The sequence below is a fragment of the Tepidibacter thalassicus DSM 15285 genome (assembly GCF_900129915.1).
In the GTDB taxonomy this organism is placed as follows: Bacteria; Bacillota; Clostridia; order Peptostreptococcales; family Peptostreptococcaceae; genus Tepidibacter; species Tepidibacter thalassicus.
The window spans coordinates 276,405-302,093 of sequence record NZ_FQXH01000005.1; the positions used below are offsets into that span (position 1 = coordinate 276,405).

Sequence of the window (25,689 nt, forward strand, 5' to 3'; positions counted from 1 at the left end):
ATTTAACAAGGAGTGATCTTATGCAAAATTATACAACTTATCAAAATCCATTAATAGAGAGATATTGTAGTAAAGAAATGAGCTATATTTTTTCTCCTGAAAGCAAATTTAAAACTTGGAGAAAATTATGGATTGCTCTTGCTCAATCACAAATGGAATTAGGTCTTAATATAACTAAAGAACAAATAGATGAAATGAAGGCTAATTTGGATAATATAAATTTTGAAGACGCTAAAAAAATTGAAAAAGAAACAAGACATGATGTAATGTCTCATGTTAAAGCTTACGGTCTTTTATGTCCAAAAGCTAAAGGTATTATACATCTTGGAGCTACTAGTGCATATGTAGGGGATAATACAGATATAATACTTATGAAAGAAGCAATGGAGCTTATAAGAGTTAAATTAATTAATTTAATAAACAATTTAAAAAAATTTGCTATAAAATATAAAGATCTTCCTACTCTAGGATTTACACATTTTCAAGCAGCTCAACTTACTACTGTAGGAAAAAGAGCTTGTCTTTGGATGCAAGATCTATTACTTGATTTTGAAGATTTAACATATAGAATAGATACTTTAAAGTTAAGAGGAGTAAAAGGAACTACTGGAACACAAGCGAGTTTTTTAAGCTTATTTGAAGGAGATCATGAAAAGGTAAAAAAACTTGACAAGTTAGTGTGTTCTAAAATGGGATTTGAAAAAAGTTATGCTGTAACAGGACAAACATATACAAGAAAATTAGATCATCAAGTTTTATCTGTACTTTCTTCTATAGCTCAAAGTATGCATAAAATGACTAATGATATAAGATTATTACAGAGTTTAAAAGAAATAGAAGAACCATTTGCAAAAAATCAAATAGGGTCTTCTGCCATGGCATATAAAAGAAATCCTATGAGAAGTGAAAGAATTTCATCTTTATGTAAGTACGTGATTTCAGAAACTTTAAATCCTGCTTTAATACATTCTACGCAATGGTTAGAGAGAACATTAGATGACTCTGCAAACAGAAGATTAAGTATAGCTCAAACTTTTCTTGCAGTAGATGCTATACTTGAAATAGGTATAAATGTAACTGATGGACTTGTTGTTTATGAAAATATGATAAAAAGGCATATAAATGAAGAACTTCCATTTATGGCTACAGAAACAATTCTTATGGAAGCAGTAAAAAGAGGTGGAGATAGACAAGAACTTCATGAAAAAATAAGAATATATTCAATGGAATCAGCAAAAAAAGTAAAAGAAGAAGGAAAAGAAAATGATTTAATAGAGAGAATAATTAAAGATGATGATTTTAAAATGAGCGAAGAAGAAATAAACTCTATAATGAATCCTATTAATTTTATTGGAAGAGCTCCAGAACAAGTGATAGAATTTATTGATGAATATATAGAACCAGTTATAGATAAATTTAAAAATGATTTAGGTATAAAAATAGATTTAAATGTATAAAAATCTTAGGAAATACTTCCTAAGATTTTTTGTTGTTTTTAATTTCGATTATTGGTTTTCTGAAAAATACATTAGAAAATGCTTTCTTATTAAACGGAAACAAAGGCCATAAATAAGATTGGTTTGAAAAACTTTTAGTGGTGGATGTAATAATGATTATAGTGATTAGCCCTATAAAAAATCCTATATTTTTGAAAATTCCTGTCATAAATAACAAAAATAATCTAAATATTCTAATTGCCATGGAAAATTCCATACTAGGAGTTGCAAATGTTCCAATACCTGCAACAGCCATATATAAAATAGTTTCAGGAGTAAACCATCCTACTTTTACAGCGAATTCACTTAACATCAAACCTCCAATAATACCAAGTGAAGTAGATAAAGTATTAGGAGTATGAATTGATGCAACACGCAAAAAATCTAAACCAAATTCTAAAATAACAAATTGTAAAAATAAAGGTATTTTTCCAACTTCTTTTGGACCAATAAATTTCAAGTATTGAGGTAAAAATTCTTTATTATATATTAATAAAAGCCATAAGGGAGTAATTATTAATGAAGAAAACATAGCAATAAATCTAATCCATCTTAAATATGTTCCTACCATTGGATTTTGATAATAATCTTCTGCATGTTGAGTAAAATGAAATATTGTAACAGGAAGAAGTATAACACTAGGTGATGTATCTACAATAATTGCAATATGTCCCTCGATAAGATGAGCAGCTACTACATCTGGTCTTTCAGTAAATCTTACTTGAGGAAGAGGATTATACCATCTCTTTTTTATTAACAATTCTTCTAGTGTTTTTTCTGCCATAACAAGAGAATTTACTTTTATGTTGTTTAATTTGTTTTTTAATTCTTTTAATAAATTATGATCAACTACACTATCAATATAAGCAATTGCAACATCAGTTTTTGATTGATTTCCTATGGTTGTAAGTTCAAAAATCAAATTTGGATCTTTAATTCTTCTTCTAATTAAAGATGTATTAAATACTATAGTTTCAACTAAACCGTCTCTAGATCCTCTTGTTACTTTTTCTAAATCAGGTTCTTCTGGACCTCTAATAGGATATTCTCTTACATCAATTAATATTCCAGTATTTTGACCATCTATAAATAGTGCAGTATTTCCTGAAAGAACTGCCGTTTCCATAGTATCAAAATCATCAAAAGTATCAATTTCAATATATGCAATATAATTTTTAAGCAATTTATTTATTGTGTTAATAGAAATATCTTCTTTTTTTATTGACTGTAATTTTTCCATTATGTAAAGCATAATTTGATCTTTTGTAAATCCATCAATAAAAACAAGATATGCATTAATCCCCGCTATTGTCCATTCTCTACCTACTATATCAAAACTTTTTTTGATTGGAAGTTTTTTGTTTAATATTTTTATATTTTCACTTAATTTAGAATTCAATTTCATTATATTACCTCCATTCAATCCTATTATATCCAAATACATAATTAAGTATTATTTTGCTTTATGTAAAGTTTATCCCAAAATTTACATCTTAACACTTGACGAAATATGTCGAAGAATATATTGAAATGAACTTAATCCTACATATAAGGAGGAATTTTATGAAAAAATTAATTAAAAAAATTGTATTGGGAAGTATATTTTTTCACATGATAGGGTGCATGCCATCTACATTTGCAATGGATTATACAGTACAACCAAATGATACTTATTGGAAAATAAGTCAGAAATATAACATAGATTTTAATGAATTATTAAAAATTAATAATGCAACTGAAAATTTTGTTTTAAATGTAGGTCAAAAAATATTAATACCAGATATAAAGAGTATTAACTACTATGAAGTGCAAAAAGGAGATACAGCGTGGATTATAAGTCAAAAATTTAATGTATCATTAAACGAACTGTTAAAAGTGAATAATTTAGATGAAAATTCAATATTATATATAGGTCAAAAAATCGAAATACCGAGTACAAAAAATATAAATACTATACCAGAACAACCAAATACTACTATTGATTATATAGATTATACAGTTAAATCTGGAGATGATTTTTGGAATTTAAGCTTAAAATATGGAGTCCCATATCAAGAATTATTAAATGTTAATAATGCAACTTCAAATACTATTTTAAATATTGGAGATATAATTAAAATACCTCAACATAATATACCTGTAACAGATACATTAGGAGATAAATATGGAGAATATCTTGATTGGTGGAATGCTGCGCAATACGTTATTCCTATAGGAGCTATATTTGAAATTGTTGATTTTTATACTGGAAAAAGTTTTATGGCAAAAAGAACTTATGGAGCAAATCATGCTGATGTAGAAACTTTAACTTCAAAAGATACTGAAATAATGAAAGAAATATGGGGTGGTAATTGGAGTTGGGCTACAAGACCTGTTATTGTAAAATACAAAGGAAGAAAAATAGCTGCAAGTGCTTCAGGAATGCCTCATGCTGGAAATGATTTAGACCCTGCAAATATAAATACTGATTGGAGAAGTGGAAATTATGGACCAGGTATTAATTTTGATGCTATAAAAGGAAATGAAATGAATGGACATTTTGATGTTCATTTCTTAAATAGTACAACTCATAAAACAGGAAAAATATCTGAATCTCATCAAAAAAATATTAAAATATCAGCTGGAATATTAGTTGAATAATTATTTTAAAAGTATCTTTATTTATTAAAGATACTTTTTTGTTTAATATAAAAGTAATTATTTAATGAAAAAACGAATAATATTTATAAGGTGATGTATATGATTTCTTTTTTTAATAACCTTGTGTATAATTTTTTGATATCTTTTGGAGTGATATTAGGAGCTTCTTCTTTTGCTGGAATTGGAGCTTTAATTAACAATCAACCACCGTTTAAAATCATGTCTGATGTAGCTGCTTCTATTAAAATTTGGGCTGTAATTGTAGCATTAGGAGGTACATTTTCTTCGTTTGAAATAATAGAACAAGGAATATTTAAAGGAGAAATTAAATCTGTTATAAAACAAATAGGATATATTATAGTGGCTCTTATTGGAGCTAATTTGGGATATAGTTTTATTAAATTAATTAAATGGTGTTCAAAAATATGGATATCTTAAAAGAACCTAAATTTAAATACATTTTATTTTTGTTAACAGGCATTATAATTGGATATATATTGGGAATAACAAGTATAAATATGCTTATAAGTTATAGAATAGATAAGTATTATGAAGAAATTACTTATTTAAATACCATTATTGAAGATAAAAATATAAAACTTCAAAAATTAGAAGAAGCTATTAATAATAAGAAGGTTGTACTTAAAGATATAGAAATAATTTTATTATATAAAGGAGATGAAATAGAAAAATTAAAGCTAAAAAAATATATCAAAGAAAAATACAATATATTATTAGGGAAAGAAATAAAAAGTATTGATATAGATTTAGTATCAGAAATTATAGATAAAAGAATAATGAAGATAGAAAATAGAGAATATAAATTAACCGTAAATAAGCTATTATTAAGTGAAATTTTAAAGTTGTGGATAAATATAGAAGTGTTAAATTGATAATTTTAAAAATATATAAAAAAATATTTATTTAAAAAATTTAAATAATTTTATTGACATAAATCATTATAAATTATATAATTTACTACATAAATCGATAAATTAATAAAGAAAAACTATGAAGAGAAGAGTAGCTATAGAAATCTAGTTTCAGCGAGTCGGTGATGGTGAGAGTCCGATACAAGAGCTATAGTGAAGAACATCTCTGAGTTTCTAACCGAAATCTTTGAAGAAAGTAGGCTTAGACGGAACCAAACCGTTATAGATTGGACAGTATCGAATAATTTTTATTCCGTACTGATGTGAGAGAGCTTTAAGCTAATTAGAGTGGTACCGCGGAAGTAAAACTTTCGTCTCTATTTTATAGAGATGAAAGTTTTTTTATTTATATAGAAGATAAACATGGCCATGTTTAAATATAAAAAATATTGATTAATAATTAAAAGAGGAGGAATTTAAATATGTCAGAAAAATTAATAATACCACAAGGATATAAATCTAAATTAGGACTTAAAGAAACTGAAATTGCTATAAAAAAAATAAAAGATTTTTTTCAAATAAATCTTTCAAAAAAACTTAATCTAACAAGGGTATCTGCTCCTTTATTTGTAAAGGCTGAAACGGGAATTAACGATAATTTGAATGGAATAGAAAGACCAGTATCTTTTGATATAAAAGGTGATAGTAGTTCGAAAGTAGAAATTATACATTCACTAGCAAAATGGAAACGCATGGCATTAGCTAGATATAAATTTAATGTAGGAGAAGGTCTATATACAGATATGAACGCTATAAGAAGAGATGAAGATTTGGATAATTTACATTCTGTATATGTAGATCAATGGGATTGGGAAAAAATAATCAAAAAAGAAGATAGAACAGAAGAAACCTTAAAAGAAATAGTTAAAACTATATATAGCGTATTTAAAGATACAGAAGAATATATAAATGAACTATATGGAATAGAGAAGTTTCTTCCAGAGGAAATTTTCTTTATAACTTCTCAAGAATTAGAAGATAAATATCCTGATTTAACACCAAAAGAAAGAGAAAATGCAATTGCCGAAGAGAAAAAGGCAGTATTTATAATGCAAATAGGAGATTATTTAAAATCTGGAAAAAAACACGATGGAAGGTCGCCAGATTATGATGATTGGAAATTGAATGGAGATATTATATTTTGGAATCCAATCTTAAAAAGAGCATTTGAACTTTCTTCTATGGGGATAAGAGTTGATAAAAAAGCTTTGGAAAGACAATTAAAATTAGCAAATTGTGAAGATAGAAAAAAATTAGAGTTTCATAAGTTGTTATTAGAAGAAAAGCTTCCATTTACAGTAGGAGGAGGAATAGGTCAATCAAGAATTTGTATGTTCTTTTTAAGAAAAGCTCATATAGGAGAAGTACAAGCTTCTATTTGGCCTCAAGATATGATTGATAAGTGTGAAAAGTCGAATATATTTTTATTGTAATTTTAAAGACTAAGGTTAAATCCTTAGTCTTTTTTATGTTAAATTAATTGGGTATCCATTGTAAATATCAAAACCTAATCCGATTAATCCTCCTATAATTATCATGGTAAAAATTATTATCATAATAGTTTTATCCCATTGTTTTTTTTTGATACTATTTATTAATGCATATAAACAAAATATCGATATAGAGCTAATGATTATTAAAAAATAAGGAATTATACCGAAATTATTTATAAACCATTTTATAAAAGAATGAAAGATTATAAATTTGGGAGAGGGTAATGGATAATCAAAAATATTCACTATAAAACCTTCTTTCGTATACAAAATGTATTTTCTGAAAATTGTTAACATTATTATTATACAATAATATTGGAAAAAATAAAAACAAAACCTTAATCATTTATTTCAGATTGAGGTTTTGTTTTTATTTTGTTAAAATATTCTTTTTAAATAGTAATAAGACATGCTAATAATAGAGCCTATAATAGCGGGAATAAGCCAAGCAAATCCTTCATTTGCAAGAGGGAATTTTAAAATTATATTTGTAATTATTGAAATTTTAATTCCTATGGCAGCTAATGCATCAAATAAACTGATACATAAAGCTCCAAATACGGCACCAGTATAAGCTGCTTTATTCGGTATAAAATCATCAAATATATTCATAATTATTAATATAATTCCTATTGGATAAACAGTTACAAGTAGAGGAACAGCAATTTTAACAATAGTTTCAACGCCAAAATTTGAAACTATCGTACTGAATATAGATACCATAACAACTATAAATTTATAGCTTAATTTTCCTTTTGAAAGTTTATTAAAGTATTCTCCGCAAGTAGCAGTAAGACCTACAGATGTAGTAAGACATGCTAATGATACAGATATTCCTATTAATGCTTTTCCTGCATTTCCTAATATTTTTTCTGTAATAGCTAAAGTTAAATTAGTTTTTGGTATATCAGCAGGAAATATTCCGCTACTAGTAGCTCCTAAATACATTAATCCTCCGTATACTATAGCTAGTCCTATAGCTGCTACTAAACCTGACATTATAGTTAATTTAACTTGTTCTTTTGTATCTTTATACCCTTTTTGAATTAAAGAACTTATTACAATTCCTGCAAAAACCATTGAAGCTAGAGCATCCATAGTTTGATAACCTTCAGTAAATCCTTTAGAAAAAGGATTTTCAAGTCCTGTATTAACAGGAGAACCTATTGGATTAGTTATTCCTTTAAATATTATTGTAATTAAAGCGATTAATAAAACTGGTGTAAGAATTTTACCTATCTTATCAATAACACCCGAGGGGTTGATAACTAAAAATAAAGTTATTCCGAAAAAAATCATAGAAGCTATTATTTGGTTTGCTCCAGGAAATAAAGGTTTAATTCCCATTTCGAAAGTTGTAGCTCCTGTTCTAGGAATAGCTAAAAGTGGTCCTATTGCTAACATTATAACAGTACCTAGTATTTTGCTAAAAGTTGGACTGACTTTATCAGCAAGATCGCTTAAACTACCACCAGCTTTAGATGCTGCTATAATACCTAAAAGTGGCATACCAATACCAGTAAGTAAAAAACCAATTAAACTAAAACTCCACTTATCTCCTGATATAAGTCCTAAAGAAGGTGGAAATATTAAATTACCGGCACCAAAAAACATAGCAAATAACGCAAAACCAACTACAAGTACATCTTTAGATGTTTTATTCATTATATTTTTCCTCCTTATTATCATATAATGTAAAAATAATAAATTGAATGTCAAGAGTGAATTTTATGACAATTAAGAACAAATTGAAGCTTGTTCCATCAAAAGGTTAAAGTAATTATAGCAACAATTGCTAAACATATCAATATTTTGTATAAAGTAACAAAATTATTATAATTTTGTAAATTCAAAAAAATAATATTTTATTGTTGTTTTTTTTCATAATAAAAGGCAGTAAAGCAAAATTTACTTACTGCCTTTTATTTATTGTATTTATTTTTTATTATAATCTGTATGTTCATTTTTATAGTAACTAAGTTCACTTGTAAGTCTTATTGTATGTCTATTTTTATTGTGTTTTATTTTTACATTATCAAATCTAGCATCATCTTGAACATCGACTAAATATTGTCTTAGCAAATCATCTGCTGCGTTATTATTTACACTATCGTATACTTTAAAAAATTCTCTTTCTGGAATTTCAATTGTTAAGTCATATATTCCATTTTCTCTTTTTTTTCTCATTTCTTTAATATTAGTAAACATATAGTGTACCTCCTAATATTTATAAATTAAAATATTGTTTGTATATTAAATTATAACCATTTATATTTTTTTAATGCTTTTTAAAATAGTAGGAGGAGTTTAGAAAATTTTTAAAAATAGAAAAAATGAAGTTTGATAAATTTTATGTTTAAGTTTGTTTAATAATTATTTTTTGTTTTTCAAAGTATAGTAGTTTTATTTTGGGGTATTTGTAAGAACAAATGAAAAAATAAAATTGTTATACCTAAAATTATAAAAAATACAATTATCAAGAGTTTATAATTATATAGTTTTGTATTTCTAAATTCTTTTCTTTTTTTCTTTAACTTTTTCTTGGCTATTTTAAAATCAATTACTTTTCCCATATAATAACAACCCCTTTTATTGTAAGATGATATATATATTATATCAAATAAATTACATTACAAATGTATTTTTCAGAAAATTATAAATTCAACTTAAAAAAATGAATGTTTATATTTAAATTTACATCTTATAATTAATAATTTATGATATTAAGCTACAATAAGTTATTTTTTTATTGAATGTATTATAAGTATGTGTTAAATTATAGAGTAATCAAGGTAATAGGAGGTATACAGTACAATGTATAAATTAATCGCATTAGATATGGATGGAACTTTATTAAACGAAAATAAGGAAATTTCTAAAGCAAATTACGAAGCTATTCAAGAAGCTAAAAGAAGAGGGAAAAAAGTAGTGATTGCAACTGGTAGACCTCTTTTGGGGATTAAGAAGTTTTTAGAAGAACTTAATTTGATTTCTGATGAAGATTATGTTGTAGCTTTTAATGGAGCATTAGTTCAAAGTATAAAAAGCGGAAAGATAGTTGCTAAAACAACATTACAATTAAATGATTATAGAGAACTTTATGAATTGAGTAAAAAATTAAATGTAAATATTCATGCATTGACAGAATCAAGTGTAATTACTCCTAAAAATAGTAAATATACAGAAATGGAAGCTGTTTTAAATAATATTCCTATTAGAGAAATTCCTTTAGAAGATATTGATGAAAATGAGACAATTGTAAAGGTTATGTTTGTTGATGAATCTGAAATAATAGATGAAGTAATTAAAAAAATTCCTCAAAAAATTAGGAAAAAATACACTGTTGTAAGAAGCGCACCTTTCTTTTTGGAATTTTTAGACAAATCGGTAAACAAAGGTGTAGGAGTTAATGCAATTGCAAAAGAATTAGGCGTTGATCCTAAAGAGGTTATTTGTGTTGGAGATGCTGAAAATGATATTGATATGATTAAATATGCAGGATTAGGAGTTGCCATGGATAATGCTTTTAATGAAGTGAAAAAAATAGCAAATTATATTACACTTTCAAATGAAAAAGATGGCGTGGCACATGTGATTCAAAAATTCATGTTAGATTTTAGATAGGTAAGCAATAAAGCAAGTTAAATTTAACTTGCTTTATTGAAAGTTAAAACTATTCCCTAAATATACATTTAAAGAATAGTTGTGGATTGTTTAAAAATCTCACATCCTATCCTCCACTTTGAATTATAAATATTAATTTTTCGTTTAATTTAATAATTGATTATAATAAAAAATTAATATGTTTTGTAATTATAATAATGTTGACAATTTTTTTGTTTATTTTACATTATAATCTCTTTTGTTTAATATATTTTTTATTACAAATATAAACTTTACCGTAAACACGAATATTATTTAATTATAAAATGATAAAATTCGGTATTTTATCGAAAATTACCGAGGTTATAATTTGAACGAATAATATAATGTTCGAAATTTAAATATTAGTTGTTTTCCATAATAAAAATTGCTATTATATGAATGTAATAAAAAGGAGTGTTTTAAATGAATAAAACGTTAAAAATACATAATAAATCTGATAAACCATATAATATAGTTTTAAAAGAAAACAATTTAATAGAAAAATGTATTAAACTTGAAAATGAGCTTCCTGATTTTATGAAAGATTTTTTTATTTATTTAAAAAGTGCTGTAGTAACCTCTACTCGCTTAGCTTATATAGAAGATATATCGTTTTTTTGTAAATATTTAATTTCAGAAACTAATCTAACAAAAGCAAAAACACTTAAAGATATAACTATAGATGAATTTGATAACATAAAAGCAAGAGATATAAACTTGTTTTTAGGAGATTATTGCTCTCGTTATTATAAAAAAACAGAAAAAGATGTTTTAATATTCGAAAATCATAATAGAGCTTTAGCCAGAAAAAAATCATCGTTATCTTCTCTTTTTAAGTTTTTATATAGAAATGAACAAATAAAACAAAATATAACAGATGGATTTAACCCTATAAAACTTCCAAAACCTCAGCCTGATGCAATAAAGAGATTAGAAGTTGATGAAGTTGCAAAAATGTTAGATGCAGTTGAAACTGGTGAAGGTTTAACTGAAAAAGAAAAAATTTATTGGAAAAAAACAAAACTTAGAGATAAAGCAATATTAATTTTATTTGTAACATATGGATTGCGACTTAGCGAGCTTAGGGAACTTAATATATCTTCTTTTAATTTTTCAAGAGGAGAATTTAAAATATTTAGAAAAAGAGGAAAAGAAGTTTTAATGCCACTTAATAAAACTTGTGAATTAGTTATAAAAAACTATATAAACAACGAAAGACCAAATTCAGAATTGATAGATGATGAACATAAAGATGCTTTATTTTTATCTCTTCAAAATAAAAGAATAACCATAAGAGCTATAAGAGAATTGGTTAAAAAATACACTTCTATAGCTATGCAAATATCAAGAAAAAACGGCTATAGTCCTCATAAATTAAGGGCAACGTCTGCAACTTCGTTAATTCAATATGGATTTTCTATATATGATGTTCAAAATTTATTAGATCATGATAATGTGACTACCACTCAACTCTACGCTGCTCATAAAAAAAATGTAAAAAGAGAAATTGTCAAAAACTTCGAATGGTTAGATGACGAAATTAAAAACGAAGATTAACATTAATGCAATTATGTAAACACTTTAAAGAACGAATGTTTGCGTTTTTATTGTGCTAATGATATAATGAAGTTATATTTAAGAAATGGGAGGAATTTCAAAAGTGTATTCAAATTTAACTGAAAAGCAAATAGAAATACTAAATTTTATTAAATTACAAATAAATAAAAAAGGATATCCACCTTCTGTTAGAGAAATATGTAGTGCAGTAAATTTGAAGTCAACTTCTACAGTACACTCTCATCTAAATAAATTAGAAAAAAAAGGATATATAAGAAAAGATCCTACCAAACCGAGAGCTATTGAAATTTTAGATTTTAACAATGAAAATTTTTTTAGCAAAAAAGAAACAATAGATATTCCTTTGGTTGGAAGTGTTACTGCGGGTGATCCTATTTTAGCTATAGAAAATATAGAAGATATAATTCCTTTACCAGCTAATTTTATAGAAGGAAATAATAATTTCATGCTAAAAGTAAAAGGAGATAGTATGATAAACGCGGGTATATTAGATGGAGATTATATTATTGTTAATAAAAAATCCGTTGCTGAAAATGGAGAAATTATAGTTGCTTTAACAGAAGATAATGAAACTACCGTTAAAAGATTTTTTAAAGAAAAAGATAAAGTAAGATTACAACCTGAAAATCCTTATATGAAATCTATATATTTAGATAATGTTAAAATACTTGGAGTTGTAAAAGGTGTTTTTAGAATTATAAAATAAAAAAAAGACATGGATAAAATAGCCCATGTCTTTTTTTTAAAATAAATTTCTCTTATAAACAGAATAGAGTTCTTTTAATTCTTTTATTTTTTCATTCATTTCTATTTGAAGAATGGATACCAAATCATAATTTTTATCATCAATTGCATTTCTTATTTTAGTAAATAAAGATTTTTGATTTATTTTATCTTTCATTAAATAACATTTCAATTGATATATTTGTTCCCAAGTAACGACATCTAAATCAGATACATTTTCGTGATTATGAAGTTTTTTACAAGATCTTATTATTTCCATATTTTCTCCTAAAATTCTATCTTTTAATTCTGTTAACCATTGATCTATTATTGACTCTTTAAAAGAATTTACTATTTCACATGAGAATACATTTCCTTCTATTAATACTTCTCTTTTTTCTTTACATAAATCTAAATTTTTAGCATTATCCCATACTGTTTTAGGCGGTAAACCGAATAATTCATTTCTCTCTTCTTCTGTATAAAATTCAAATACATCTTCTTCACTTCTATATTGCCTGTTAATTTCTAAATAACCACTTTTTTCTCCAGGTTTTTTAGAAAATTCAATTTCTAATTCTTTAGATGTTTTTTGATTTTTCAAAGAATATTTTATACCATCAAGCATAGTTTGGTATGATGCTGCTAGTACTAAATAAGTATTTGATAAAGGATTTGGAGCTCTAAGTTCAAATCTAGTAGCTAAAGGATTTTCTATATCTCTTATTAAACCAACTAAAATTGATCTATTTCTCGAAGGAATTTCTGTACTTTTTCCAAGAGAAGATACTATGCAAACAGGAGCTTCAAATCCAGGTTTCAATCTGTTTAAAGCATCATTTGATGATGTTACAAAAGGATTTACTACCTCGTAGTTTTTAAGTATTCCCATTAATGCTCCAAAACCAATAGGACTTAAGTATTCTTTTTTCATATCAATTGGAGAAAATAAATTTATTATTTTTCCGCTTGTAAGTTTAACTGCAACTCCTAAATGAGTATGTTCTCCGTTTCCGGCTACTCCTTCAATTGGCTTTGCTAAAAAACTAACTTCAAGGCCATGGCTTTGAAATACATCTGTAACTAAATTTCTTATAATCAGTTCGTTATCTGCAGCTTGTAAAGCATTGCTATATTGCCAATCTATTTCAAGTTGTTCAAGAACATGTTTCGATTTGCCAGTTACACCTATAGTTGATCTAATACCTCCAACTTCTTTGTGACCCATCTCAGGGTTGACTCCATATTTTTCTATAAGCCATATTGTTTTTTCAAGTGCAGTCCTAACTATTCCTTGAGTTCTTTTCCAATATTGTTCTTTTAAATTTTGAGAAGTAGAAAGCTTTTCTTCATCAGCTTTATTTTCAGGAGTTTTAACCCAAAATTCAAGTTCTGTAGCTGAAGTAAGAAGTACTTCTTCTATATCTTGAAAATTATCAATTCCTACAGTTTTTAAAACATATTTATTTTCAGACAATAAATTTAATATTTTATTTTTGAAATTATCAATTGATTTTTTTAATATCGATCTTGAGCAAACCATTTTATTGTTATGAACTAAAAAAGAAGGTATTCTCAGAGTTCCTACAGGAAGTCCTGTTTTATCATCTAAATTTTCAAAATTATAATCTACAAACCAGTTTACACTTTTATCTGGAAGAATATCTACTTTTGCATCGTTTAATGTAGCAATATTATGAAGAACAACACTAGAGCCATCTGTTTGTATTCCAAATTCAAGAAATTTGTCTATATCATCTAAAAAAGTTTTTACAGGAATTTTTTCATCTGTATCATTTCCTCTTAAATCTACACCCATTAATGATACGAATTGAATTTCTGGATGAGAAGTAAGAATTTGTTTAATATCAGTTGGATTATGATTACTTTTAGGTATAAAGTATACTAGATTAGATAAAAAACCTTTTTTAAATTCTTTTAACATAGTATGTCCTCCCTTATATGATTTATACGGCATCAAATTAAAATGTGAATTATATTATACTTTTTAAAGATATAATTCGTTATAATATGTATAATGATCAGATAAAGCATAATATAATTAAGATATTTGCGATTATTAATATTGAAATTATATTATATATTTTGACATTTGTAAAGATTTAAAAAATAATATATTTAATAAATACTGTTTTATTATAAAAAAAGCATTAAAGCGTATCTATGCTTTAATGCTTAAAAATATTGTATTACCTATAAAATATTGTCACTATTAAAATTATTATCGTTTATCATTTGAGATAAAGCTTTTAAAACTCCAAATTTAGAATGAGTATATGTAAGCCCTCCTTGAAAATAAACAATATATGGAGGTTTGATAGGAGCATCAGCGCTAAGCTCTATAGAAGATCCTTGGACAAACGCTCCTGCTGCCATAATTACATCACTATCATATCCCGGCATAGCCCATGGCTCAGGACTAACAAAAGAATCTACAGGAGCAGCATATTGAATTCCTTTGCAAAAAGATATTACTTCATCAGCGTTTTTTAATTTTATACTTTGTATTATATCACTTCTTACCTCGTTGTATTTTGGAAGAACTGTATATCCTAATTTTTCAAAAAATCTAGCACAAAATATTGCACCTTTTAAAGCTTGAGATACTATATAAGGGGCTAAAAACAATCCTTGAAGTACAGTTCGTGTTGTTCCAAAAGTAAGTCCACATTCTTTTCCTATGCCAGGAGAAGTAAGTCTAAAAGATATTAATTCAACCAATTCCTTCCTACCTACTATATATCCCCCTGTTAGAGCAAGTCCTCCTCCAGGATTTTTTATTAAAGAACCCGCCATAATATCAGCGCCAACATCTGTAGGTTCCTTGGTTTCTAAAAATTCACCATAACAATTATCTACCATAACTATTACATCTTCTCTTATAGATTTTACAGTTTTTATTATCTTTTCTATATCTTCTATAGTTAAAGATTTCCTCCAACTATATCCTTTAGATCTTTGTATTAAAACAAGTTTAGTTTTTTCATTTACACTATTTTTTATATTATCATAATCTGGATCGCCATTATCTAAAAAATCTACTTGTTTATATGTAACCCCAAATTCTTTTAAAGAACCTTTCGACTCTCTAATTCCTATAACTTCTTCTAAAGTGTCGTATGGTTTACCTGTAACAGATAGTATTTCATCTCCTGGTCTTACAATTCCGCTTATACATAAAGACAAAGCATGAGTTCCATTGACTATAATAGGTCTTACTATTGCATCTTCAGTGTTAAATATATAAGAATATATTTCTTCTACTTTTTCTCTTCCTATATCATTATAACCATATCCTGTAGTCCAATTAAAATGTATATCGCTAAGTTTTGCTTTTTGCATCGCGCTTAAAACCTTATATTGATTGTATTCTCTTACATAATCGATTTTTTTAAATTGATCTTCGATTTCATTTTCTATAGTTTCAGATAATTTGAGGATTTTATCATCAATATTATAAAAATTTAAAAGTATATCTTTTGTTTCATTAAGCACTTATATCACCTACTTTAAAATATTATTGCAACATTAGGATTTTATCATAAAGAAAAATTATATTCAATTTTTTTATAATGTAGTATATAATTTAATATATAACTTCGCATAAGATACCTTATGCGAAGTTATATATTAAATAAAGGAGAGATGTTATGAAATATACAATAGAAGATTTAATAAAAAACTTACATCTTAGAAGAAAATTATTTCCTTGTAATTTAAACAATTATCCAATGGAATTTAAGGATAGTTTTGAAGTGTTTATTGATGCTTTAATTTCAGCTCAAAAATCTATAAACACTATAAAAGCTTATTATTTCGATTTAAAGACGTTTTTTGATTATATAGTATTAAACTATAATGGTATTGAATATCTCTCTGATATTCGCCCTATAAACCTTACTCGTTTTTATACATATCTAGAAACTGAAAAAAAGAATTCGCATAAGTCTATTATCCGCAAAAAAATGGTTCTTGATTTATTTTTTAAATATTTAATAGAACAAGGAATAATCTTAGAAAGACAAAACCCTATAATAAAAGAAGAAGTGATTAAAAGCAAAATAAAAAATAAAAAAACAACTCCTGTTTATTTAGAAAAAGATGAAATAAAAAAATTTTTTAATTGCATAAAAAAAGAAACTAATAATTTTTATAAACTTAGAAATTTAAGCATATTTTCTTTAATGCTTTACAGCGGACTTAGAGTTTCAGAAATTGTCAATATCAATTTAAATGATTTAGACTATGCCATAAAGCACGAAATTTTATCAATAATAGGTAAAGGAAACAAAGAAAGAAAAATACCTTTGATTAAAGAAGAATTGTTACAAGGAAGTTTAAAATATCTATACGATTATTATAAAGAAAGAATAAAAATTAAAGCACAAACAAATGCTCTATTTATATCAAGCAAAAAATATAGAATAACTACCAGAGGAATCCAAATGCTTGTAAAAAAATATTCCAAAAGTGCTAATTTGAACAAAGATATTACACCTCACAAATTAAGACATACATTTGCTACTCATTTGATAAAAAACGGTGCAGACATTAGAAGAGTTCAAGAACTTTTAGGACATTCATCTATATCAACAACACAAATATATACACATATAAAAATAGAAGATTTAAAAAATACATTAAAAGAATATAAATTAGATTTAAAAAACATAATATAAAGGAGTGCTATGCACTCCTTTATTATTTATTAGTTGCTTGATTGTTATTAATTAAATTTATATTTTTATTTGGTATTATTGTAGATATAGCATGTTTATAAATCATTTGTTGTTTTCCTTCATTTTCAAGAATTATTATATAACTATCAAATCCTCTTACTAATCCTTTTAATTGAACTCCATTCATTAAAAATATAGTTATACCTATTTTTTCTTTTCTTGCTTGATTTAAAAATAAATCTTGTAGGTTTAATGCATTGTTTTTCACTGTTACCCCTCCTATATCTTTGGAATCTTAATTAATATTCTATAAAACTTTCAATTTTCCTTCTATGAAAGATAAAATTGATGATTTTATTTCACTTAAATCTTTATATTCATCTAAATTAAACCAATTTGCAATATCATACCTTTTAAACCATGTTATTTGCCTTTTTGCATATCTTCTGCTGTCTCTTTTTATAATATATATAGCTTCATCTAAAGAATATTCTCCTTTTAGATATTTTATTATTTCTTTATAACCAATACCTTTCATAGACGTCATATCTTCAGTATACCCCATATTTATAAGTTTTTTTACTTCTTCTATAAGACCTGAATTTATCATAATATCTACTCTTTTATTTATTCTTTCATAAAGTATATTTCTATCTCTATTAAGTACAATAAATATCGGATGGTAATTTGTATTAATTTTCAAATCTTTTTTAAAATCTCCTATTTTATCTTTACCATTTAAACAAACTTCAATAGCTCTTATAACCCTTTTTACATTATTAGGGTGTATTCTCAATGCACTTTCAAGATCTAATTCTTTTAATTTTTCATGAAGATATTCTACACCATATTTTTCTACTTCTCTTTGCAGCTCATTTCTCAATTCGTTATTTGATTTAGTAGAAGTAAAATCCATATTGTAAATTAAAGAATTTATATAAAGTCCAGTTCCTCCTACTACTAAAGGAATTTTTTTATTTGAATATATTTCATTTATATATCGTTTTGCTCTATTTTGAAATTCCGCTACCGAAAATTCAACATCAGGAGTAATTTCATCAATTAAATAATGTTTTATACCTTGCATTTCTTCTTTTGTAATTTTAGCAGTTCCAATGTCCATATATTTATATATTTGCATTGAATCTGCTGAAATTATATCTGTATTAAAATTTTTAGCTATTTCTATTGATAAACTTGTTTTACCAACAGCAGTAGGTCCTGCAATAATTATCAAAGGTATTTTATTCATTTTTTCCCCCTTCTAAATAATTCTTTTAAACATTTTTTCTATTTCATATTTTTTCATTTCAACTATTATAGGTCTTCCATGAGGACAAGTAAAAGGATTATTACATTTTTTTAAATCACTTATAAGTTTATTAATCTCTATATCTTGTATATTATCATAAGCTTTAATAGCGCTTTTGCAAGCTATTGATGCTATTTTTTCTTTTTTAAGAGCATAGTTATTTAATAACTCATTTAAATTATCTATTATATCTAATATAAATTTTTCAGATTCAGGAACTCCAAACATATTTGGAACCGATCTTATTACAATAGAATTATTCCCAAATAATTCAACTTCAAAACCAAATTTTTTAAATATATTCAATTTATCTTCTATAATTAACATGTCTTTATTTGATAATTCTAGAATTATAGGTTCTAGCAATATTTGACTTGATATAGTTTCGTTATAAAATTTTTCCATGTATTTTTCATAAAGTATTCTTTCGTGAGCTGCATGTTGATCAATTAAAAATAATGAATCTTGTTCCTGACATATAATATAAGTATTAAATAATGTTCCTATAACATTAAAATCAGGTATTTTCTTGTCAATTTTATTAATTTCTTTTTGTTTTGTACATTTGCTGTTTATTATATTATTAGTTGTTTTATTTTTATATATTTCACTATTTTCTTTAATGTTATCTATTTTTATTTGTTCTTCAATAATTTTAGATTTTTTATCATTATTTTTTTCAATTTTATTTTCTATTTTATTAATATTAAAATTTCTTAATAAATCATCTGTATTTATTATATTGCTTGTTTTAATTTTATTTTTACTTTCTAAATTAGAATTTTGTCTTTGATATTCAGGTATTAAAGTCGAATTTAAAAGAGATTTATTGATTTCATTTTTAATAAGATTAAATATATATTGTTCATCTTCAAATTTAATTTCAAGTTTAGTAGGATGTATATTTACATCTATTTTTTTAGGATTTATTTCTAAATTCAAAAAACATATAGCGTGTTTGTTAATAGGTATTATGCCTTTATACGCTTCATATATGGCATTTAATATTAATTTACTTTTTACATATCTTTTATTTACATATACATGTTGGAGTGTTTTATTATTTCTATATATACTGTTATTTCCTATAAATCCGGTAATGTTTAAATGTTCAGAATTTATAGATATCGGAATTAAATTATTAGCTATATTTTTTCCATATATACTTCTTATTGCATTTTGCAGACTGTTATCACCGGGAGTAGTTAACATAATTTTATTATTGTTTATATATTTAAATTGAATACTGTAATTTCCAATAGCGAGTTTGTTTATCATATCAGTTATACTTATAGTTTCAGCAGTTGAAGATTTTAAAAATTTTTTTCTTGCAGGAGTATTAAAAAATAAATCTTTAACTATAATAGTAGTACCTACTGAACTGCCTATTGGTTCTTTATTTATTATATTTCCACCTTCAAGACAAATTTTTGTTCCTATTCTTTCATTATTTGTTTTAGTTATCAAATCAATTTTAGATACTGAAGCAATACTAGCTAAAGCCTCACCTCTAAATCCCAAAGAATTTAAAGAATATAAATCATCTATTTTTGAAATTTTACTAGTAGCATGCCTTAAAAATGATTTCTCTACTTCTTCTGAAGGAATGCCATGGCCATTGTCAGTAATTCTTATAAAATTTTTTCCTCCATCTTGTATTTCAATAGTTATTTTACTAGAATTTGCATCTATAGAGTTTTCAATCAATTCCTTTACTACAGAAGAAGGTCTTTCGACAACTTCTCCTGCAGCAATTTTATTTACAGTATATTCATCTAGTAAATTTATTTTTTTTATCAAAGCGTATCATCTCCAATTGCTTTTACTTTATTTTGAAGATTGTAAAGTACATTCATAGCCTCAATAGGAGTCATATTTATAATGTTTAATGATTTAATTTCTTTTAATATATTTTCTTTTTCATAATTTAAAAAATTTATCTGTTTTAACTCTTCATTTTTATCAGAAAAATTTTGATTAGTTATAGCAACTTCAGAAGAATTGATATTTTTCTCAATTATATCATTTTTTTCTAAATCTTTTAAAATTTCATTTGCTCTTTTTATAATTTCACATGGTAAATTTGCAAGTTTAGCTACATGTATTCCATAACTTTGATCAGAACCACCTCTTATTATTTTTCTGAGGAATATAATATCTTCTCCTTTTTCTTCAACAGCAACACAATAATTTTTTATTCCCTTAAATTTATTTTCAAGTTCAGTGAGTTCATGATAATGAGTTGCAAATAAAGTTTTACATCCTATTTTTTCATTTATATATTCAACAATTGCCCATGCAAGACTTAATCCATCATAAGTGCTAGTACCTCTACCTATTTCATCAAGTATTACTAGACTATTTTTTGTTGCATTTTTTAGTATATGAGATACTTCAGTCATTTCAACCATAAAAGTACTTTGACCTTGTGATAAATCATCACTGGCGCCAACTCTAGTAAATATCCTATCAACTATTGGAATATCAGCATTTTGAGCAGGAACAAATGATCCTATATGTGCAAGCAAAGTAATTAAAGAAACTTGTCTCATATAAGTAGATTTTCCAGCCATATTAGGACCAGTTATTATTCCAATTTTAAAATTATCTGTATCAAGTTCAGTATCATTTGGAACAAAATTTTCTTCTCCTATTATACTTTCAACAACCGGATGTCTTCCATTTAATATAGAAAGTTTACCAGATGTATTTATATTAGGTTTGCAGTAATTATTTTCATATGCAACTTTTGCAAAACAATTTAAAACATCTATATAAGCTATTATCTTTGCAACTTTTTGAATTCTATTTATATTCTTATAAACTTCAGTTCTAATGTTTATAAATAATTCATACTCTAATTCTTTTATTTTTTCTTCTGCATTTAATATTTTTTCTTCAATTTGTTTGAGTTCATCAGTGATAAATCTTTCAGAATTACTTAAAGTTTGTTTTCTAATATAATTACTTGGAACTTGAAATTGTTTTAAATTTGCTTTAGTTATTTCTATATAATATCCAAATACTTTGTTAAATCCAATTTTCAAAGATTTAATACCAGTTTTTTCTTTTTCTCTAGTCTCTATTTCTTTTATCAGATAAGTTCCATTAGTAGTTAATTCTCTTAAATTTTTTACTCTTTCATCAAAGCTAGATTTAATTATATTTCCATCTTTTAATGTAATAGAAGGTTCATTTAGTATTGAATTATCTATTAATAAATGTATATCTTTTAATTCATCTATTTCATTTGCTAAACTTTTTATATGCTTAGTATCAGAGTTTAAGAGTATATTTTTTACGTTAGGTATTTTTTCTATGGATTCTTTTAAACTAATCATTTCTTTAGGATTTATCTTTTCAAAAGCAATTTTTCCACAAAGTCTTTCTATATCATATATATTTTTTAATTCTTCTGATATATCTTCTCTGAGATTAAAATTATCTTTTATTTCTTCAATTAAATTAAGTCTTTTTTCTATTTTTTCTTTATTTACTAAAGGTTGTTCAATCCATTTTCTTAAAAGTCGTCCACCCATGGCTGTATTAGTTTTATCTAAAACATATAATAAAGAGCCTTTTTTTTGTTTATTTCTCAATGTTTGAGTAAGTTCCAAATTAGTTCTTGTAAATATATCAATTGACATATAATCTTTAGACTTATATATATTTATATTATTTATATTAGATGTTATTTGTTTTTGAGTATTAAATATATAATTTAAAAGACCTATAAGACTGTACTTAATTTCAACAGTGTTTAATAAATTTAATTTTTCAATATATTCTTTTGTAAAATATTTAAATAATATATCTTCATCTAAAGAATAATAACAACTAGATTTTTTGTTTAAATATATATTATTTAAAATAGATATTTTATCTAACTTTTGATTTAAAACATCATCACTATAAATTATTTCTCTTGGTTGAACTTTAGCTATTTCTTCTATTAAATTTTGTTCTTCTATAATTGTTGCATAACAATCTCCAGTTGTTATATCTATATATGAAACACCTAATTTATCATTGTTTTTATAAATAGACATTAAATAATTATTTTTCTTATTATCAAGTAAATTTTCTTCCATTACAGTTCCAGGACTTATAACTCTTATTACTTCTCTTTTTACAATTCCTTTAGAAGTTGATGGATCTTCTACTTGTTCGCATATTGCAACTTTATATCCATTTTCAATTAATTTAGAAATATACGAATTAGAAGAATGATAAGGAACTCCACACATAGGAGCTCGTTCTTCAAGGCCACAATCCCTTCCTGTTAAAGCTATTTCTAAAACTCGTGATGCAATAATTGCATCTTCAAAAAACATTTCATAAAAATCTCCAAGTCTAAAAAATAATATACTATCTTTATAATTTTTTTTAATTTCTAAATACTGTCTCATCATCGGTGTTACTTTTTTCAATTTAAAACCCCCAATCTTTAGAAGAATAGCACTCAAATTTTGAGTGCTATTCTTCAACAACAATTCCATTTAAAGAAAATGTCTTAACTTCTGTTATTTTTACATTTACAAGTTTTCCTATCAAATTTTTATTTCCTTCAAAATTAACCAATTTGTTTTGTCTTGTTCTACCAGTAAGTTTATTAGCATCCGTTTTACTTTGACCTTCAACCAAAACTTCTACTATTTTGTCCTTGTATTTCATATTTTTTTCTTTACTTATATTATTAACAAGTTCTACAAGTCGATTAAATCTTTCATGCTTTATATCATCTGGTATTTGATTTTCCATTTTAGCAGCAGGAGTACCTTTTCTTATAGAATATATAAAAGTAAATGCCGAATCATATCTAACTTTTTCAACAACATCTAATGTATCCAAAAAATCTTCTTCAGTTTCACCAGGGAAACCAACCATTATATCAGTTGATAAAGCTATATCCGGTATTTCTTTTTTTATTTTTTCTACTAAAGAAAGATAATCTTCTTTAGTATATTTTCTATTCATTTCTTTTAAAACTCTAGTACTTCCGGCTTGAACAGGAAGATGTAAAAATTCACATACTTTTTTACAATCTCTCATTGCATATATAAGATCATCTGATAAATCTTTAGGATGAGAAGTCATAAATCTTATTCTTTCTATTCCTTCTATTTTATCTAAATCTCTTAAAAGATCTGCAAATGAATAATTTATATCCAAAGTATTTCCATATGAATTTACATTTTGACCAAGAAGTGTTATTTCTTTAGTTCCTCTTTGAGCTAGTTCTTTAACTTCATTTATTATATCTTCTGGCTTTCGGCTTCTCTCTCTTCCTCTTGTATAAGGAACTATACAATAAGTACAAAAATTATTACATCCATATGTTACATTTACAAACGCTTTAATTTCATATTTCCTATTACTTTCAAGACCTTCTATAATTTCTCCATCCACATCCCAAACATCAATTAATATTTCGTCAGCTTGTAAAGATTTAGAAAGAAGTTGTGGGAATATATATATATTATGCGTTCCGAATACTAAGTTAACATGATTATATTTTTTCTTTATTTCTTCTACAACATGAGGTTGTTGCATCATACATCCACATACGGCTATTACAAGATTTGGATTTTTCTGTTTTAAAGTTTTTAAGTGACCTAAATTGCCATATACTTTAAGTTCAGCATTTTCTCTTACTGCACAGGTATTATATATTATAATATCTGCTTCATTTATTTCATTTGTTTTTTCATACCCCATTTTTATAAGTGTAGCATCTAACTTTTCAGAATCATGTTCATTCATTTGACAACCATATGTTACAATGAGATGTTTTTTTCTTTTTCCTGTAATTGAAAAATATCTATCATTTTGTTCTCTAATAATTTTTATATATTTATCTTGTTCTCTTATTTTTTCTATGGGAACATATACTTGTTTTCTTTCACTCACTATAATTCCTCCTTGATTCTAATTAATCTTTTATCTGTTTTTTTAAATTCAAAACTTATTATATCAAAAGTATACATAAAAAAGAAGATAATAAATTTTTTAGTTTTTTAATAACGATGTAGAATAAAAAAATATTATATGGAAAAAATCTAATTATCAAAATTATATTTTGAGGAGATATTATAAATGATTATCATATTAATAAGAACTTTAATTTTATACACATTTGTATTAATTAGTATGAGGATTATGGGTAAAGGCGAATTGTCTGAAATGCAACCTTTTGAATTAGTTGTTACATTAATGATAGCTGAACTTGCTGCACTTCCTATGGAAGATGTGCGATTACCTTTAATCAATGGAATTGTTGCTATAATTACAATATTATTTGCTCAAATAATTATTTCATATTTAAATTTAAAAAGTGAAAAAGCAAGAAAAATTATTTGTGGAAAACCGAGTATATTAATTAATAAAGGAGTAATCAATGAAAAAGAACTTAAAAATCTTAGAATTAATATGAATGATTTAATCGAACAATTGAGAATTAAAAACCATCCTGTTATTAAAGATATTGAATATGCAATACTTGAAACTAGTGGAGATTTAACAGTAATACCAAAAACAACAGAAGAAAAAACAACTTCTGTTGAAGGATTACCTATATCGCTTATTATTGATGGACATATAGATTACGAAGGTCTTAAAAAAATAAACAAAGATACTTTATGGCTCAAAAATGAATTAAAAAAACAAAGAATCAATGATATTGAAGATGTATTTTTTTGTTATATAGATAAAAATAAAAATTTATTTGTTCAAAAAAAGGAGTAATTTTTATGAAATCTGTTATTTCTGTATTCATAATGATTATTTTCGTAATTGGAGGGTGGTTTTTTTCGTATAAATATATTGAAAATAATTCCTTAGACTTTATACATTCTTTAAATATAATGAGTAAAAATATAAAAAACAATGATTGGAAAAATTCTCAAAATGAATTTTTAAAAATGAAAGAGAAATGGGTTAATATAAAAAATACTTTAGACTTGATTATAGACCGCAAAGAGATTGAAAGTGTAAATTTAATTATAAAAAAAATAAATACATATATGGATTTAAAAAATGTAGATTTAACTCTTAATGAAATAACTGTATTAAAAGAAATATTTAGAATTATGATAGAAAAAGAAAGTATTAAATTGACAAATATATTGTAAAGAAACACCTATTTTATAAAATAGGTGTTTTTTATTATAT

Annotated in this window: 21 protein-coding genes and 1 other annotated feature; of the genes, 11 read left to right on the forward strand and 10 right to left on the reverse strand. The window is 25.1% G+C overall.

Annotation, left to right across the window (positions count from 1 at the left end; translation table 11 throughout):
* Positions 1 to 20: 20 nt before the first annotated feature.
* A complete protein-coding gene (gene purB / locus BUA19_RS01445; protein ID WP_072723095.1) occupies positions 21 to 1,457 on the forward strand; it encodes an adenylosuccinate lyase in 1,437 nt (478 codons plus the stop codon).
* Between the two features lie 19 nt (positions 1,458 to 1,476).
* On the opposite strand, the gene BUA19_RS01450 is transcribed toward purB, so the two are convergent.
* Positions 1,477 to 2,901, reverse strand: coding sequence for a spore germination protein (locus BUA19_RS01450; protein WP_072723096.1), 1,425 nt, complete (start codon positions 2,899 to 2,901; stop codon positions 1,477 to 1,479).
* Between the two features lie 158 nt (positions 2,902 to 3,059).
* On the opposite strand from BUA19_RS01450, the gene BUA19_RS01455 reads away from it, so the two are divergent.
* The 4 genes from BUA19_RS01455 (at position 3,060) to asnA (ending at position 6,501) form a co-directional block, all read left to right on the forward strand.
* Positions 3,060 to 4,136, forward strand: coding sequence for a LysM peptidoglycan-binding domain-containing protein (locus BUA19_RS01455; protein WP_072723097.1), 1,077 nt, complete (start codon positions 3,060 to 3,062; stop codon positions 4,134 to 4,136).
* Between the two features lie 99 nt (positions 4,137 to 4,235).
* Positions 4,236 to 4,574, forward strand: a complete 339-nt coding sequence (locus BUA19_RS01460) for a YtrH family sporulation protein (RefSeq protein WP_072723098.1) — start codon at positions 4,236 to 4,238, stop codon at positions 4,572 to 4,574.
* A complete protein-coding gene (locus BUA19_RS01465; protein ID WP_072723099.1) occupies positions 4,562 to 5,029 on the forward strand; it encodes a hypothetical protein in 468 nt (155 codons plus the stop codon). The genes BUA19_RS01460 and BUA19_RS01465 overlap by 13 nt, the downstream gene beginning before the upstream one ends.
* 109 nt (positions 5,030 to 5,138) lie before the next feature.
* Positions 5,139 to 5,390 (forward strand) — a binding site (T-box leader).
* A gap of 100 nt (positions 5,391 to 5,490) precedes the next feature.
* Complete coding sequence (gene asnA / locus BUA19_RS01470) at positions 5,491 to 6,501, forward strand: aspartate--ammonia ligase (RefSeq protein WP_072723100.1); 1,011 nt, start codon at positions 5,491 to 5,493, stop codon at positions 6,499 to 6,501.
* Between the two features lie 438 nt (positions 6,502 to 6,939).
* Here the strand turns inward: asnA and brnQ are convergent, their stop codons facing one another.
* Complete coding sequence (gene brnQ, locus BUA19_RS01480) at positions 6,940 to 8,226, reverse strand: branched-chain amino acid transport system II carrier protein (protein ID WP_072723102.1); 1,287 nt, start codon at positions 8,224 to 8,226, stop codon at positions 6,940 to 6,942.
* Positions 8,227 to 8,496: 270 nt separating this feature from the next.
* The gene (locus BUA19_RS01485; RefSeq protein ID WP_072723103.1) at positions 8,497 to 8,769 is read right to left on the reverse strand and encodes a hypothetical protein; all 273 of its coding nucleotides are present in this window, start codon (positions 8,767 to 8,769) and stop codon (positions 8,497 to 8,499) included.
* A 606-nt stretch (positions 8,770 to 9,375) separates the two neighbouring features.
* On the opposite strand from BUA19_RS01485, the gene yidA reads away from it, so the two are divergent.
* From yidA to lexA, 3 genes are all read left to right on the forward strand, one after another.
* Positions 9,376 to 10,185 (forward strand): sugar-phosphatase, encoded by an 810-nt coding sequence (gene yidA / locus BUA19_RS01495; protein ID WP_072723105.1) that lies wholly within the window; start codon positions 9,376 to 9,378, stop codon positions 10,183 to 10,185.
* A 444-nt stretch (positions 10,186 to 10,629) separates the two neighbouring features.
* A complete protein-coding gene (locus BUA19_RS01500; RefSeq protein ID WP_072723106.1) occupies positions 10,630 to 11,763 on the forward strand; it encodes a tyrosine-type recombinase/integrase in 1,134 nt (377 codons plus the stop codon).
* 103 nt (positions 11,764 to 11,866) lie between these two features.
* On the forward strand, positions 11,867 to 12,490 hold the full coding sequence (gene lexA, locus BUA19_RS01505; RefSeq protein ID WP_242939219.1) for a transcriptional repressor LexA: 624 nt from the start codon (positions 11,867 to 11,869) through the stop codon (positions 12,488 to 12,490).
* A 36-nt stretch (positions 12,491 to 12,526) separates the two neighbouring features.
* On the opposite strand, the gene BUA19_RS01510 is transcribed toward lexA, so the two are convergent.
* Entirely contained in the window at positions 12,527 to 14,452 is a 1,926-nt protein-coding gene (locus BUA19_RS01510) for a type I glutamate--ammonia ligase (RefSeq protein WP_072723108.1), read from the reverse strand.
* A gap of 269 nt (positions 14,453 to 14,721) precedes the next feature.
* Complete coding sequence (locus BUA19_RS01515; RefSeq protein WP_072723109.1) at positions 14,722 to 16,023, reverse strand: methionine gamma-lyase family protein; 1,302 nt, start codon at positions 16,021 to 16,023, stop codon at positions 14,722 to 14,724.
* Positions 16,024 to 16,178: 155 nt separating this feature from the next.
* On the opposite strand from BUA19_RS01515, the gene BUA19_RS01520 reads away from it, so the two are divergent.
* Entirely contained in the window at positions 16,179 to 17,207 is a 1,029-nt protein-coding gene (locus BUA19_RS01520) for a tyrosine-type recombinase/integrase (protein WP_084601880.1), read from the forward strand.
* A 22-nt stretch (positions 17,208 to 17,229) separates the two neighbouring features.
* Here the strand turns inward: BUA19_RS01520 and hfq are convergent, their stop codons facing one another.
* The 5 genes from hfq to miaB all read right to left on the reverse strand — a co-directional run bounded on the left by hfq (position 17,230) and on the right by miaB (position 24,429).
* Positions 17,230 to 17,475, reverse strand: a complete 246-nt coding sequence (gene hfq, locus BUA19_RS01525) for an RNA chaperone Hfq (protein ID WP_072723110.1) — start codon at positions 17,473 to 17,475, stop codon at positions 17,230 to 17,232.
* Between the two features lie 39 nt (positions 17,476 to 17,514).
* Positions 17,515 to 18,459: a tRNA (adenosine(37)-N6)-dimethylallyltransferase MiaA gene (miaA, locus tag BUA19_RS01530; protein WP_072723111.1), complete on the reverse strand. Its 945-nt coding sequence runs from the start codon at positions 18,457 to 18,459 to the stop codon at positions 17,515 to 17,517.
* A gap of 12 nt (positions 18,460 to 18,471) precedes the next feature.
* Positions 18,472 to 20,319: a DNA mismatch repair endonuclease MutL gene (gene mutL, locus BUA19_RS01535; RefSeq protein WP_143145343.1), complete on the reverse strand. Its 1,848-nt coding sequence runs from the start codon at positions 20,317 to 20,319 to the stop codon at positions 18,472 to 18,474.
* Positions 20,316 to 22,931 (reverse strand): DNA mismatch repair protein MutS, encoded by a 2,616-nt coding sequence (gene mutS, locus BUA19_RS01540; protein ID WP_072723203.1) that lies wholly within the window; start codon positions 22,929 to 22,931, stop codon positions 20,316 to 20,318. Before mutS ends, mutL begins: the two co-directional genes overlap by 4 nt.
* Before the next feature lie 64 nt (positions 22,932 to 22,995).
* Positions 22,996 to 24,429 carry a tRNA (N6-isopentenyl adenosine(37)-C2)-methylthiotransferase MiaB gene (miaB, locus tag BUA19_RS01545; protein WP_072723112.1) on the reverse strand — a complete coding sequence of 478 codons (1,434 nt, stop codon included), beginning with the start codon at positions 24,427 to 24,429 and terminating at the stop codon, positions 22,996 to 22,998.
* Between the two features lie 186 nt (positions 24,430 to 24,615).
* On the opposite strand from miaB, the gene BUA19_RS01550 reads away from it, so the two are divergent.
* Positions 24,616 to 25,263: a DUF421 domain-containing protein gene (locus tag BUA19_RS01550; protein ID WP_072723113.1), complete on the forward strand. Its 648-nt coding sequence runs from the start codon at positions 24,616 to 24,618 to the stop codon at positions 25,261 to 25,263.
* Between the two features lie 5 nt (positions 25,264 to 25,268).
* Positions 25,269 to 25,649 carry a DUF4363 family protein gene (locus BUA19_RS01555; RefSeq protein WP_072723114.1) on the forward strand — a complete coding sequence of 127 codons (381 nt, stop codon included), beginning with the start codon at positions 25,269 to 25,271 and terminating at the stop codon, positions 25,647 to 25,649.
* The last annotated feature ends 40 nt before the right edge of the window (positions 25,650 to 25,689 follow it).